This is a genomic window from uncultured Plantibacter sp., assembly GCF_963518075.1.
GTDB lineage: Bacteria > Actinomycetota > Actinomycetes > Actinomycetales > Microbacteriaceae > Plantibacter > Plantibacter flavus_A.
Genome location: NZ_CAUQHZ010000001.1, coordinates 612,072 through 626,763, shown reverse-complemented (window position 1 = coordinate 626,763; position 14,692 = coordinate 612,072). Strand labels below are relative to the sequence as shown.

At 67.8% G+C, this 14,692-nt stretch carries 10 protein-coding genes; 7 read left to right on the top strand and 3 right to left on the bottom strand.

The genetic code is table 11. The features are described 5' to 3' along the window. Positions 1-16: 16 nt before the first annotated feature. Entirely contained in the window at positions 17-1,495 is a 1,479-nt protein-coding gene (locus tag RWN05_RS03000) for an APC family permease (protein WP_079003754.1), read from the bottom strand. A 212-nt stretch (positions 1,496-1,707) separates the two neighbouring features. On the opposite strand from RWN05_RS03000, the gene RWN05_RS02995 reads away from it, so the two are divergent. The 7 genes from RWN05_RS02995 (at position 1,708) to trxA (ending at position 11,287) form a co-directional block, all read left to right on the top strand. Next, the gene (locus tag RWN05_RS02995; RefSeq protein ID WP_314138415.1) at positions 1,708-3,198 is read left to right on the top strand and encodes an APC family permease; all 1,491 of its coding nucleotides are present in this window, start codon (positions 1,708-1,710) and stop codon (positions 3,196-3,198) included. Then, on the top strand, positions 3,195-3,920 hold the full coding sequence (locus RWN05_RS02990; protein WP_071262006.1) for an IclR family transcriptional regulator: 726 nt from the start codon (positions 3,195-3,197) through the stop codon (positions 3,918-3,920). The genes RWN05_RS02995 and RWN05_RS02990 overlap by 4 nt, the downstream gene beginning before the upstream one ends. A gap of 76 nt (positions 3,921-3,996) precedes the next feature. Beyond that, positions 3,997-5,676 (top strand): DHA2 family efflux MFS transporter permease subunit, encoded by a 1,680-nt coding sequence (locus tag RWN05_RS02985; protein ID WP_314138410.1) that lies wholly within the window; start codon positions 3,997-3,999, stop codon positions 5,674-5,676. Positions 5,677-5,810: 134 nt separating this feature from the next. Then, positions 5,811-8,150 (top strand): DUF6049 family protein, encoded by a 2,340-nt coding sequence (locus RWN05_RS02980; RefSeq protein ID WP_314138408.1) that lies wholly within the window; start codon positions 5,811-5,813, stop codon positions 8,148-8,150. Then, positions 8,143-9,759: a murein biosynthesis integral membrane protein MurJ gene (murJ, locus tag RWN05_RS02975; RefSeq protein WP_314138403.1), complete on the top strand. Its 1,617-nt coding sequence runs from the start codon at positions 8,143-8,145 to the stop codon at positions 9,757-9,759. Before RWN05_RS02980 ends, murJ begins: the two co-directional genes overlap by 8 nt. A gap of 151 nt (positions 9,760-9,910) precedes the next feature. Further along, positions 9,911-10,921: a thioredoxin-disulfide reductase gene (gene trxB / locus RWN05_RS02970; protein ID WP_175116606.1), complete on the top strand. Its 1,011-nt coding sequence runs from the start codon at positions 9,911-9,913 to the stop codon at positions 10,919-10,921. 45 nt (positions 10,922-10,966) lie between these two features. Beyond that, entirely contained in the window at positions 10,967-11,287 is a 321-nt protein-coding gene (gene trxA, locus RWN05_RS02965; protein WP_314138400.1) for a thioredoxin, read from the top strand. A gap of 267 nt (positions 11,288-11,554) precedes the next feature. Here trxA and RWN05_RS02960 read toward each other — a convergent pair whose 3' ends face one another. Together RWN05_RS02960 and RWN05_RS02955 are read right to left on the bottom strand one after the other, a co-directional pair. Then, positions 11,555-12,613 carry a ParB/RepB/Spo0J family partition protein gene (locus tag RWN05_RS02960; protein WP_079003761.1) on the bottom strand — a complete coding sequence of 353 codons (1,059 nt, stop codon included), beginning with the start codon at positions 12,611-12,613 and terminating at the stop codon, positions 11,555-11,557. Continuing rightward, positions 12,613-13,515 (bottom strand): ParA family protein, encoded by a 903-nt coding sequence (locus RWN05_RS02955; RefSeq protein WP_276207400.1) that lies wholly within the window; start codon positions 13,513-13,515, stop codon positions 12,613-12,615. The genes RWN05_RS02960 and RWN05_RS02955 overlap by 1 nt, the downstream gene beginning before the upstream one ends. Between the last annotated feature and the right edge of the window lie 1,177 nt (positions 13,516-14,692).

The window sequence follows — 14,692 nt, the reverse complement described above, 5'->3', positions numbered from 1 at the left end:
GGGAAGGGTCGGATGGTCAACCGCCGATGGCGTCCATGACGTCGGCGTAGGCGGCCGGGCGACGACGACGCAGGTACGCGGCCTGCACGAGGCCGACGACGGGGCAGACCACGATGAGGGCGAGGAGGACGGCGCTCACGGTTCCGAACACGGGGTTGCCGCCCGCATCCACGTCTCCGACGAGCATCGGGAAGTAGACGACGATCACGACGGCCGAACCGACGAGTCCGATGAACCCGAGGCCGGGTGCGACGACCGTGTTCCACACCCGCCGATCCTGCTTCGTGCGGGCGAAGTACACGATCACCGCGAGGCTCGTGACCGCCATCAGGATCGCGATCGCGAGGGTCGCGACGCCGGCGAACCACGTGAACACCTGCAGGACGGGGTCGAGACCGAGCACGGCGAAGACGACGATCAGGATCGCCGCGGTGGCGCTTTGGACGAGCGACGAGGTGTGCGGCGAGAGGTGCCTGGGGTGGACGCCGCCGAGCCGGCCCGGCAGGACGCCGGCGTTCGACATCGTGTGCTGGTACCGGGTGATGACGTTGTGGAAGGAGAGGACGCAGGCGAACATGCTCGTGATGAGGAGGACGTTGATGACGAGCTCTCCCACCGGGCCGAGGTAGAGCAGGGTGGTGCGGAGGATCATCGCGCCGGGATCCTCACCGGCCACGGCGAGGACGTCGTCCGGGCCCCAGGCCATGACGAGCGCCCAGGAGGCCAGGGTGTAGAACAGGCCGATCCCGATGACCGCGATGTAGGTCGCCCGTGGGATCGTGCGGGACGGGTCCTTCGCCTCGTCGCGGAAGATCGCGGTCGCCTCGAACCCGATGAACGCAGCGATCGCGAACATCAGTCCGACACCGGGCGACCCGGAGAACACCTGCTCTGGCACGAACGGCTCGGCCGACAGCCCGTCGGCACCGCCGGTCACGATGACCGCCCCGGCGAGGACGAGGACGATCCCGACCTCCGCCACGAGCAGGACGCCGAGGACCTTCGAGCTGAGGTCGATGTGGCGGTAGCCGAGCAGACCGACCACGGCGATCGACGCGAGCGAGTAGAGGTACCAGGGGATCTCCGGAGCGCCGAGACCGGCGAAGGTCACGCTCAACAGGTAGCCGATGTAGCCGTACACCGACACCTGGATGGTCGTGTAGGTCAGGAGGGCGAGGAACGCCGACGCGAGGCCGGCCGGTTTGCCGAGCCCGTATCCGACGAAGGTGAAGAAGGCACCCGGCTTGGGCACATGCCGGGTCATGGCCGAGAGTCCGACGGCGAACAGCAGGAGGATCACCGCGGACACGACATACATGCTCGGGAAGCCGACCCCGTTGCCGAGCAGGATGCCGAGCGGTGCGGCTCCACCGACGACGGTCAACGGCGACGCCGCGGCGACGACCATGAAGACGATGGCGGTGACGCCGAGCGATCCCTTCAGGGACCGGGTGGGCTGTCCGGCATCGGTGGCCGGACCTTTCGTGACGGTCATGGACACTCCTCGAGCAATGCGGCGGTATCGGGACGAGGCCAGCATCCCGGTCTCCTGTTGCCGCCTCGTCTCGTCGCCGTAACACCTGCTCGGCACCGAATGAGACCGGTCGAAACCGCTGTCTCATTTGACGGTCATGAAGCCGAAACACGCCCGCCACGCCGGTGCAACGGGACGCGCCTAGCCTGAACGACGAGGAGGAGGTGAGGGACGTGACGGCTCTGGAACGCGCGATCAGCAATCCTCCGAGCGTCCGTGGTCTCGAGTCCCGGTCACCGGTCGACGGCCTCCAGCGGCGCAGTGTCGGGTTCATCGACGTGTTCGCCCAGTCCGTCTCGGCGGTGGCGCCGTCCGCCGCTGCGACGACGATCCCGTTGATCGTCACCGTGACCGCGGGCGGGGCGACCATGTGGTCGCTCGCCATCGCGATGCTGCTGTCGTTGCTCGTCGCCACCACCGTGAACGTGTTCGCGAAGCGCATCGCCGCCACCGGCTCGCTGTACACCTTCGTCTCCAAAGGGCTCGGAACGGGTGCAGCCTTCGTCACGGGCGTCGCGCTGCTCATCGGGTACGGCTTCATCGCCATGTTCGCCCTGGCCGGTGCCGGGTACTACCTGTCGATCCTGCTGCACCGGTTCTGGCCCGGCATGCCGAGTTCGACGGGTGTCGTGTCCGCACTCCTCGTGTGCATGGCCGTCGTCTGCGTCGTCGTGCTCGTCCGCGGGATCCATCTGTCCACCCGGGTGACCCTGATCGTGGAGAGCGCCTCGGTCGCGACCATCCTCATCCTCGTGGGCGTGCTCCTGTCGCAGCTCGGACCGACGCCCGATTGGGCCGTGCTCGGGCTGGACGCCTCCCCGGAGCACCTCGCGGTCGGATCGGTCCTCGCCGTCACCGCCTTCGTCGGATTCGAGAGCTCCTCGACGCTCGGCGTCGAAGCCCGTCGGCCGTTCGCGAGCATCCCCCGGTCCCTGGTCTGGACCGTCGTCGGTGCGGGTCTCCTCTTCCTCATCACCTCATACAGTCAGCTGGCGGGCTTCGCGGCGTTGGGGGAGGACATCACCGCGACGCGGACGCCCATCAACGATCTGGCGCTGGCCTTCGGCGTCGAATGGATGGGGCTGCTGCTCGACCTGTCCGTCGCGGCGTCGTTCCTCGCCTGTGCGATCGCCTCCATCACGGCGTTCTCGCGGGTCGTGTTCTCGATGGGTCGAGAGGGCGTCCTCCCGTCGCGCCTCGGGACCACGCACGGCCGGTTCCGTACGCCCCATGTGGCGATCATCGCGGCTCTGGCGATCGTCACGCCCGTCTCGGTGCTCGCGCTCGTGCTGACCGGAGGAGCCTGGGCGGCGATGCAGGTCCTCATCGTCGTGGCCGCGGCCGGGTACATCACCGCCTACGTCCTCGTCTGCATCGCAGCCCCGGCCTTCCTCTGGCGGATCGGAGAACTGACGCTCTGGCCGCTCCTGCGAGCGGTGGTGGCCGGGGTGTTGCTGTCCGTCGCGCTCGTCGTCTACCTGGTCGTCGAGAGCGCCGGCGAGCGGGGCGTCGGCGTCTGGGTGTTCCTCGTCACGATGGCGCTCGGCATCTCGATCTGGGCGATCCGGCATCGACGCCGACCGTGGCTGAGTTCGACCGTGGGGGTCTACGACGAGACGGTGAGCGCCGACGTGCTCGGCGGACCGTCCGCGGAGCACCGGTGAGCGGCGCGGGCGAGCTCCGCGCCCGACAGCCGAAGGCCGTGCACAGCGCGCTCACGGTGCTCGAAGAGGTCGCGCGATGCGGTGCAGGTGTGACGGCGCAGGAGGTCTCGGCCGGACTCGACATGCCGAGGGCGACCACGTACCGACTCCTCAACCTCCTCGTCCAGGACGAGTACCTCGTCCGTATGCCCGACCTGCGCGGATTCGCACTCGGGCGGAAGGTCGTCGAGCTCGCCCACCTCGTCGCTCCGGCACCACCCCCGCTCGCTGCGCGCGAGGTGATCGGACGATTGCGGTCGAGCGTGCGAGGCGGGGTGCACCTCGTGCGGTACGAGGGCGAACGCATCAGGATCGCGGATGCGGATCCCGACTTCCCGTTGAGTGACGAGCAGCGGATCGTCAGGCGCCTCGACACCTCCGCGATCGGGCGTCTGCTCCTGCACGAGCTCGCTCACGGTGGATACGACTGGTCAGGACTCGTCCAGCGGCCGTTCCGAGACGCCGAGCCCTTGATCCACGACGTCGAACGACTCGGGTACGCACGACAGGTGGGTGAGGTGACGCCAGGTCACGGTTGCCTCGTGGTCCCGATCCGGGACGACCGCGGCGGTCTCGTCGCGGGGCTGTCGCTCTCGGCACCGAGTGAGCGGATCGAGCGCCCCGCCGCGCTCCTCGACCTCTTGATCGACGGCTCGCGCCAGCTGCAGCCGCTCCTGGTCTGACCGCCGGACGTCCGTGTGACATCAGCCTCGAGAAGGCGCATAATCAGAATATGCAGCCAGCTGATCGTTTCCGCGCATGACGGAGTCCACGCCCTCCGCGAAGCCTGAGCGCTCGCCGTCGGACCGTCGCAAATGGTTCGGCCTCGTCGTCATCAGCATCGCCGTGGCCCTCATCATCGTCGACTCGACGATCGTCAACGTGGCGATCCCGTCGATCGTCGACGACCTCGGGATCTCCTCGACCCAGGTGCAGTGGGTCCAGGAGTCCTACACGCTCGTCTTCGCCGCCCTGCTCATCGTGTTCGGTACGCTCGCCGACCGGTTCGGCCGTCGTCGGATGCTGTTCGTCGGCGTCGTGGTCTTCGGCGGAGCCTCCGTCTTCGCCGCCGTCGCGCCGACGGGCGACCTCCTGATCCTGTCCCGGGTCATCCAGGGCGTCGGCGGCGCGATGATCCTGCCGACGACCCTCTCGATCATCAACGCGACCTTCCGAGGCCGCGACCGTGCGATCGCCTTCGCGGTGTGGGGCTCCACGATCGGGGGCATGGTGGCGGTCGGTCCGCTCCTCGGCGGCTGGCTCACCACCGACTTCTCCTGGCGCTGGGCGTTCGGGATCAACGTGCCGCTCGGTGTCCTCATCATCGTCGGACTCCTCCTGTTCGTGGGGGAGTCACGGGAACCCGCGACCGACCGCATCGACGTGGTCGGTGCCGTCCTGTCCATCCTGACGAGCGCGTCCCTCGTCTACGGACTCATCGAGGGCCGGAGTCTCGGGTGGTGGCTCACGGAGAACCCGCTCGTCATCGGGGACTGGACCTGGCCGTTCAGGCTCTCCCCGGTACCCGTGGCCCTCATGGTCACGGTCGTCGCAGGCGTCGCGTTCGTCCTCTGGGGACGCCACCGGATGCGGCAGGGGCGCAGCACGATCATCGCGTTCTCCCTGTTCTCGCTGCCGTCGTTCCGGAACGGCAACATCGCCGCCCTCATCGTCTCGCTGGGGGAGTTCGGCATCATCCTCTCGCTGCCGATCTGGCTTCAGTTCGTCCTCGGCTACAGCGCACTGCAGACCGGTCTGATCCTCCTGGCCCTCGCGATCGGCTCCTTCGTTGCGAGCGGGTTCGCCGGCGCGTTCGGCAACCGGGTCGCGCCCGTCCTCATCGTCCGCGTCGGCATCGCCGCGGAGATCATCGGCGTCGCGGGCATCGGGCTGGTCGTCGGGCCGGCGACCGAATGGTTCGCGATCGTGCCGTTCCTGTTCGTCTACGGCTTCGGCGTCGGTCTCGCCACCGCACAGCTGACGGGCGTCGTCCTGAAGGACGTACCCGTCGAGCAGAGCGGCCAGGGCTCCGGGACGCAGAGCACGGCGAGACAGATCGGCTCGGCACTCGGTATCGCCGTCCTCGGGACCATCCTCTTCGTCAGCACGGCGTCGGTCCTCGACGGACGACTCGAGGACGCCGGTGTACCGACCGAACAGCGCGACGCCCTCGTGACGAGCGTCGTCGACAGCTCGGGCGCCGCCATCGCCGGTCTCGACGCGAACCCGGCGACCGCGACGGTGGCCGAGGACGCCAGGATCGCCCTGTCGGGCGGCACCCGCTCCGCGGCGTTCGCCGCCGCAGGATTCCTGGCGGTCGGCTTCCTCGCCACCCTGTCGCTCGGGTCCGGGCGCCGAGAGGATCGACCGGGCGACGCCGGAGCACGAGCAGGCGGGACGGACTCGTCCGAGACGTCCGACCCGGCCCCGCGGGCGTAGGGCGCGAGGCCCCCTCACACCTCCGCCGGCGGCGCAACGGCGTCTCCCAGGACACCAGCACCCAGGTTCGACTGGGAGGCCCCCGTACAATCGTCACCGGACGGCTCCGCCCGAGCGGACCGTCCCCACCGCCCATGACACGCCACCGCCACCGCCCACGCCTCCTCAGCGCCCTCGCAGCAGCCGCGCTGTCGTTCGCCGTGGTGTCCGCCGGCGGTTGGTCCACGGGTTCCAGTGCGATCGCCTCGCCCGAGCTGAGCGCGAACACGGCATCGACTCCCGACGGCCTCGTGTCCGTCGAGGTGAGCCCGAGCGACGGGGGAGCGGTCGAACCCTCGTCCCTCACCTCGTTCGGCATCACGCTCACGAACGGCACCGACGCCGATCTCCCCGCCGGCTCCGTGTCCGTGGCGGTCACCACTGCGAGGATCACCGGCACGGCGGCGCTCGACGCGTGGCTCGACACGACCGGGGCGGACGCGGCCGCGACCCCCGCCGGTACCACCGTGGTGCGGACGATCGACATCCCCGAGCTCATCGCCGGACAGCAGTACGTCGTCAGCGGGCTCGACTTCACTCCTCCGGCGTTGGGGTTCGACGACACAGACGCGTGGGGCTCCTACGGCGTCTCAGCCGGCTACGTCGCGGGCGACACGGCGGCCGGAGGTCGGACGGCGCTCGTCTGGCGGGCGCAGGGCCAGCCCACGTCCGCCACCGTCGCGCTCGTGGCCCCGCTCACCGTGCCGCTCAGCTACGGCGGACTCCTCGATGCGGACGAACTCACCGAGCTCACGGCCGACGACGGTGCGCTCACGACGCAGCTCGACGCACTCTTCGGCGAGCAGATCGCGCTCGGGATCGACCCTCGCATCATCGCGTCCGTCCGCGCGCTCGGCACGCGTGCCCCGGAGAGCGCCGTCGCCTGGCTCGCCCGCCTCGAGGCCGCACCCAACGAGACCTTCGCGCTCCAGTACGGCGACGCCGAACCCGCCGTGCAGGCCGAGGCCGGCCTCGATCGACTACTGACCCCGAGCTCGTTCTCCTTCGCCCTGAACGTCGCCGACTTCCCCGTCGTGCAGCCGACCGAGACGCCCACCCCGACCGGGTCGCCGACCACCGGGCCCGACGACGTCCAGCCGACGCCGCAGGCCGGCTCCCCGACGGCCACGTCCTCCGACTCATCGGCGGCAGCCACTCCCTCGGAGGAACCGACACCCACACCGAGCCCGTCCGAGACGCCCGGCCAGGCGGTGCCGACCGTTCCGACGATGGACGAACTCCTCAGGTGGAGTTACTCGCTCCCCAGCATCGTGTGGGCGGGAGGCGCGGTGACCGATGCGGATCTCGCCGTCTTCGCCGCGTCGGGCGGAACGGTCACGATGCTCGACTCCGCGAACACGACCGACACCGGACAGTCCGTGCGCGCCTCGGCGACGGTCGGCACAGCGCGGACGCTGCTGGCCGACCACGGCCTCGCCGAGTCGCTGGGCGACGCCGCCGCCGCCACGACGGACGCCGCGTTCGAGAGCGCCATCGCCGACGTGAACGCCCGGGCGGCCGCCATCGGCACGGAGGGTTCGTCCGGCGGAACGGTCGTCGCCGTGCTGCCTCGGGGAGTGGACGCGACCCTGCCGGCCCTCGCCGACACCGTGAACGCGCTCCGCTCCCTGCCGGCCACGGCGCAGACCTCCCTGGCGGCGACGCTCGCCGAACCCCCGGCGGCGGCGACGCTCGGGGCGATGACACCCGACAGCGAACGCGTGTCCGACGTACAGGTCCTCCTCGACGAGGAACAGGACGTCACCGCCTTCTCCTCGGTGCTCGACGAACCCGAGCTGCTGACCGGACGGGAACGCGCCACCCTGCTCTCCAGCCTCGCGGCCGGCTGGCTGCGTGCGGAGGACGCCTGGGGATCGGCGGTCACCGCGCAGCAGGAACGGACGGACGCGGTCCTCGCGTCGGTGCGCGTCACCGACAGCAGTCGCATCAACATGGTCGGCGGCGAGGTGTCCCTGCCGTTCGCCGTGCGCAACGACCTGCCCTATCCCGTCACCGTGGTCATGGAGGCCTCACCGAGCAACGGTCGGTTGAGCATCTCCGGTTCCGTGACGCAGGAGATCGCCGCGGACTCGCGCGCCACCGTGCTCGTCCCCGTGCAGTCGCAGATCGGCAACGGCGACGTCACCCTCCGGCTGCAACTCTTCAGCACCAGCGGGCAGGCGATCGGTGACCAGTCCTTCGTGGGCGTGAACGTCCGCGCCGACTGGGAGGGCATCGGTGCCGTCGTCCTCGCCCTGCTCGTCGCCCTGCTGTTCGTCAGCGGTGTGGTCCGCATGGTCCTCAGTCGACGAGCCAAGCGACGCGCGTCGGGCGCCACTTCCGCCGCCTCCGCAGCTGCTCCGGGCAGCGGTCAGCCGCCAAGCGATGAGCCCCCGGTAGAGTCGTCACCCGGACGACAGGAGACGAATGGCTGACGGCATCGGCAGGGCGAGCGCGCTCCTCGCCTCGGGAACCCTCGTCTCCCGACTGCTCGGCTTCGTCAAAGCGATCCTCGTGGCTCAGGCCATCGGCGTCCTGGTCATCGGTGACACCTTCGCGATCGCCAACCAGCTCCCGAACACGATCTACGTCATCATCGGTGGCGGCGTGCTCAGCGCCGTGCTCGTGCCGCAGATCGTCCGTGCGGGGGTCCATGCCGACGGTGGCAACGCGTACATCAACAAGCTCGTCACCATCACCCTCGTCTTCATCGGCGGGGCCACCGCGCTCATCACCCTGCTCGCACCCGTATTCGTGTTCATCGTCGCCGCGACGCTGTCGCCTGATCAATTCGCGCTCGCGACGGCGTTCGCCTACTGGTGTCTCCCGCAGATCCTGTTCTACGCGCTCTACACCGTCCTCGGGGAGGTCCTGAACGCACGCAAGATGTTCGGACCGTTCACCTGGGCACCGGTGCTCAACAACGTCATCGCGATCGCCGGGCTGATCGCCTTCATCACGCTGTACGGCAGCGGCGACCTCGCGGTCAGCGAGTGGACCGACGGTCGAACGGTGCTCCTCGCAGGCTCCGCCACCCTCGGCGTCGTCGTCCAGGCCGCCTTCCTCATGCTGTTCTGGCGTCGGGCCGGACTGCGTTTCCGACCGGACTTCCAGTGGCGAGGCGTCGGCCTCCGGGCCACCGGACGAATCGCCAGCTGGACCTTCGGCATGCTGCTCCTGACGACCGGTGCCGGGATCGTCGAGACCCAGATCGTCGCCTCCGTGAGCGATCAGGGGCCCTCGGTCGCGATCCTCAACTACGCCTGGCTGATCTTCATGCTCCCGCACTCGATCATCACCGTGTCGATCGCGACGGCCTATTTCACGCGGATGAGCGAGCACGCGCAGGGCACACGCGAGCGCGGACGGGACATCCAGCGACTGCAGGCCGACGTCTCCGGGGCCATCCGCGTCGTGAGCGTCCTCATCGTGCTCGCAGCGGCCGTCATCATGGTGGTCGCCGTGCCATTCGGGAGCGTCTTCGCCGAGACGTTCGACCAGGCGCAGGCGATGGGTGGCATCATCATCGCCTTCGTGATCGGACTCGTCCCCTTCTGCATCCTCTTCGTCCTCCAGCGTGCCTTCTACGCCCTCGGAGACACGAAGACGCCCTTCTTCTTCACCCTGTTCCAGACCCTCCTGTTCGTCCTCCTGGCGCTGATCGTGCTCCTGGTCCTCCCACCGCATCTGGTGGGTGCCGGCGTCGCGCTCGCCATCACGATCGCGTGCATCGCTCAGACCGTGGTCGCCGCACTACTGCTCCGGCGCCGGCTCGGGGGTCTCGACGGCCGACGCATCGTCCTGAGCCTGGTGCGGTTCATCGCCGCCGCCGTGCCCGCGGCCGTGGTCGGCGTCGTCGTGCTGCTGCTGCTCGGCGGTGTCAGCGAAGAGGGGTTCCCGACCGCCACGATCCCCGGCGCTATCGTCACCATGGCCGTCGTCGGGGCGGTGATGGCCGCCGTGTACCTCGCGGTGCTCGCCCTCCTGCGCACGCCGGAGCTCAAGGCTGCCTTGGCGCCCGTCCTCGCCCGATTCGGGCGCTGACGCGCACGCGTCGGCACCACCCCACGCACCCCGACTGAGAGCTGCCCGAGGGCCCTGGGGGAGCGGAATAGCGGCCGGTTAGGATGTGTTACACCACTCGGAACCCCGGAACCCACCTGGTCCGGGAGCCCACGAACCACTGAGGAGCATCGTGCGTCAGGTCATCATCATCGGATCAGGACCCGCCGGCTACACGGCGGCGATCTACGCTGCCCGCGCCTCGCTGCAGCCGCTGCTCGTCGCGTCATCGGTCGAGGCCGGCGGCGAGCTCATGAACACCACCGAGATCGAGAACTTCCCCGGCTTCCCCGAGGGCATCCAGGGCCCCGAGCTCATGATGAAGCTCCAGGAGCAGGCCGAGCGGTTCGGCACCGAGGTGCTCTACGACGACGTCACCGAGCTGAAGCTCGACGGCGACGTCAAGACGGTCACCCTCGGCAACGGACAGGTACACGAGGCGCACACCGTGATCTTCGCCACCGGCTCCGCCTACCGCAAGCTCGGTCTACACGACGAAGAGCGACTCTCCGGCCACGGTGTGTCCTGGTGCGCCACCTGCGACGGCTTCTTCTTCAAGGAGAAGACGATCGCGGTCATCGGTGGCGGCGACAGCGCCATGGAGGAGGCCACGTTCCTCACGCGGTTCGCGTCGAAGGTCTACGTCATCCACCGCAAGGACACCCTCCGCGCGTCGAAGATCATGCAGGACCGCGCGTTCGCGAACGAGAAGATCGAGTTCATCTGGAACAGCGAAGTCGCCGGCATCACCGGTGCCGAGGCGGTCGACGGCGTGACCCTGCGCTCGACCATTGACGGCACGGAGACCCACCTGCCGCTCGGTGGCCTGTTCATCGCGATCGGCAACGACCCGCGGACGCACCTCATCCACGGCCAGCTGGAGCTCGCCCCCGAGGGCACGATCGCCGTCAAGGGCCGCTCGTCGAAGACCAACCTCCCCGGCGTCTTCGCCGCGGGCGACGTCATCGACCCCACGTACCGACAGGCCATCACCGCCGCCGGCAGCGGCACCATCGCCGCCCTCGACGCGGAGCACTACCTCGCAGACCTCGAGCAGGCTGCTGGGGAAGCGTCGGCCATCGGCGAAGCACAGACCGCCGGTCGTCCGCAGCCGGCCGACCCCGTGCTCACCACCACCGTTTGATCGACGGCCAGGCTGTCGGCCTGGCCACCACGAAGGAGAACACTCATGTCAGATGCAGTCACCGAGGCCACGTTCGACGAACTGGTCATCAACAGCGACAAGCCCGTCCTCGTCGACTTCTGGGCCGCCTGGTGCGGTCCGTGTCGCGCGGTCGGCCCGATCCTCGACACGATCGGCTCCGAGAACAGCGACAAGATCACCGTTCTCAAGCTGAACGTCGACGAGAACCCGAACCTCGCCATGAAGTATCAGATCACCTCCATCCCTGCGATGAAGGTCTTCAAGGACGGCGAAGTCGTGCAGACCGTCATCGGCGCCAAGCCGAAGGCCGCACTCGAGAAGGATCTCGCAGCTTTCATCGCCTGATCAGGTCATTCTGAAATGCGGAACCGCCCGGCTCATCCGAGTCGGGCGGTTCTTCGTTATCGCGGTGTTTCACGTGAAACACAGTGAATCTCTCCCTGACCAGGGATTCTCGAATCACAGAGCGCGTCTGTGGCGCTTCGACAAGCTCAACGACCGCGATGGGGCGACCGCCTGTCAAGCTTGAGAACCCACCTTCTCGGTCCCTGAGCTTGTCGAAGGATGCGGGAAACTCAACGCCGAGCAACCCATGTTTCACGTGAAACAACCTCAGGAGGACTGACCGAAGCCCGACTCGCCAAGCTCGCTCAGGATGCGGTTGAGATCGGCGATGGTGGCGAACTCCACGACCATCTGCCCTTTCTTCGCACCGAGGGTCACCTTCACGCGGGTGTTCAAACGGTCGCCGAGACGGTCTGCGATCTCATCGAGTTGGCCGCGTCGCGATCCGGCGATCGGACGCGGCTTCTTCGCCTGAACACCCTGAGCCGCAGCAGCCTCGGCCGCGCGGACGGACAGGTCCTCGTTCACGATCTTGTCGGCCAGGCGCTGCTGTGCCTCAGGATCGGTCAGCGACAGGATGGCTCGGGCGTGTCCGGCGCTCAGCACACCGGCAGCAACGCGCTGCTGCACGGCCGCCGGCAGCTTGAGCAGGCGGATGGTGTTGCTGATCTGCGGGCGGGACCGCCCGATGCGGTTGGCAAGCTCGTCCTGGGTGATTCCGAAGTCGGCCAGGAGCTGCTGGTAGGCAGAAGCCTCCTCGAGCGGATTCAGTTCTGAGCGATGGAGGTTCTCGAGCAGCGCATCGCGCAGCATGTCCTCGTCGGCGGTGTCCTTGATGATCGCGGGGATGCGGTCGAGACCCACCTCCTTCGAGGCTCGAAGACGCCGCTCACCCATGATGAGTTCGTATCGTTCGTCGTCGCCAGGGATCGGACGGACAACGATCGGCTGCAGGACGCCGACCTCACGGATGCTCGTGACGAGTTCCGCGAGGTGGTCTTCATCGAAGACCGTGCGCGGCTGGTTGGCGTTCGGCACGATGAGTTCGGGGGAGAGGTACGCCAGACGGGCACCGGGAACGGCCACGAGCTGCGGCCCATCTGCCGTGGTAGCAGCGGCGTCCGGGCCAGTGGGGGCATCGGCTGCCGCGGCCTCTGCTGCGGCAGCGTCCGCGGCTGCGGTCGCAGCATCCTTCGCCGCCTTGCGGGCAGTGCCCTGGTTGTCGGGGAAGAAGACGTCGACGGGACGGTTCGCCTGCGAGTCTGAACTCGTCGTCGGAATGAGTGCACCGATCCCGCGACCGAGTCCAGTTCGTTTCGTTGCCATCAGTGACTGACTCCCTCAGGGTGGTTCGTATCGGGTGTATCGGAGGAGCCTGCGGCCCATCGGTTGGCGATCTCCGCCGCTGCTTCGAGATAGGACACCGCGCCGAGCGACGTGGGGTCGTAGCTGATGACGCTCTGTCCGAAGCTGGGCGCCTCGGAGATACGCACCGCTCGTGGGATGACGGACTCGAGGACCTGCCCGGTGAAATGGTCTCGGACGTCCTGAGCCACCTGCTGCGCGAGGTTGGTGCGCCCGTCGTACATCGTCAGGAGGATGGTGCTGACGGCGAGCCCTGGGTTCAGGTGCCGCTGGATCAGCTGGATGCTGCTGAGGAGCTGACTCAATCCCTCGAGCGCGTAGTACTCGCACTGGATGGGGATGAGCACCTCCTTGGCCGCAACGAAGGCATTGATCGTCAGGAGTCCGAGGGACGGTGGGCAATCGATCAAGACGTAGTGGAACGGCTCATCGGCATCCTGGATGAACTGTTCGAGGGCCGTCCGGAGTCTATGCTCACGGGCTACCTGTGAAACGAGTTCGATCTCCGCACCGGCGAGATGGATCGTCGACGGAGCGCAGAACAGCGTGGGGAACTCGGGGCTCTGCTGGACGACATCGGCCAGGGGGAAGTCGTCGATCAGGACGTCGTAGACACTCGGGACGTCGGAGTGGTGCTCGACGCCGAGTGCGGTGGACGCGTTCCCCTGGGGATCCAGATCGATCACGAGGACACGAGCGCCCGAACGGGCGAGGGCGGCGCCGATGTTGACAGTGGTCGTCGTCTTGCCGACCCCACCCTTCTGGTTGGAGACCGTGAAGACCCGAGTGTGGTCGGGCGTCGGCAGGGTTGCGTGAGCCAAGGCCTTACGCCTCTCAGTCAGATGATGGAGCTCGCGAGCCAACGGCGTGGACGCGTCGAAGGCGCTACCAACGGAGTCGCGCTCGGGAGCCGCGGAATGCGTTGGTTCGGGTTGTTTCACGTGAAACCTTCTCGCTCGAAACGTGTCCTTCAACCGTACCAGCGTGGGCTGACGACGGGGGGTGCGATCTCCGAGCGTGCTCGAGGGAAGTGCATACGCATGCCGGCCTCAGAGCGCCGTTTCGCGACACCCGCATCTCATCGAACGCCTCGAATGGTGCCCAGCAGGGACACCCCGCCCTCCATCTTCCACAGGGTTATCCACAGGGCAACCGTATGCGCAATCCCGCGCAACCGCGTGCGCTTCGCGCGTGGAGGTCGATGCTGGTCCGATCGACCCGAGACGAGCCCAGCGGACGTGTGTTGACAACCATGGGGGAGATCCCTCCGCGATCAGGCAGAGATCCGCGTCTTTCCGCGGAAGTTCGGACCCGAAGGCCGCACTCCGGCTCCGGCAGGTCTGGTCTCCTGCCCCAGCGCGCGTTGGCCTCAGGGTGGTGGTGTACGGATTGAAGTCCGCGTCTTTCCGAGAGACCACGCATTTCTGCGGTTGCGCTCGAGAACTGTCCACAGAGTTATCCACAGGCGTCATCCCCCACACGCTTGTATGGATGGGCACCGTGCGACTGGCACGAGTTCGCGCCAGCGTTTCACGTGAAACCAAGGTATGGCGCACGCCGAGCCACCCAACGGCTCGCATCGGTGGGCACCACCGCGGCCTCTGGCCACAGGCCGCCACTCGCCTCACCGACTTGATACGACACGAGGGGGAGCGATAGCGGCGCGACGTCGCACAACCGTTCCAGCCCCGCACTCGAAACGCCGCACTCGACCGCAGTTTCACGTGAAACACTCTCGACAGGATCAAGGCAACGGATGAGTGTGACCTTGAGCGCGAGCCAGCCGGCGACCGCGCGTGGTGCTCGTCGAACTCCACTGATGACCACCACCGCGCTACAGCAACGCAGGAAACGCATGTGACTCATGTTCCACGTGAAACATCGAACACGGAGACGATCCAACCACGACCGCCTCCCTCCGGAGGGTACCTACTGAGAGAACTGAGTACACGACTTCCAGTCCGATACGAACCACTTCTGAGAACGAGGAACCCCAGCGAGTGGGATCCTTCCACGTTCCACGTGAAACGTCGTGCAATC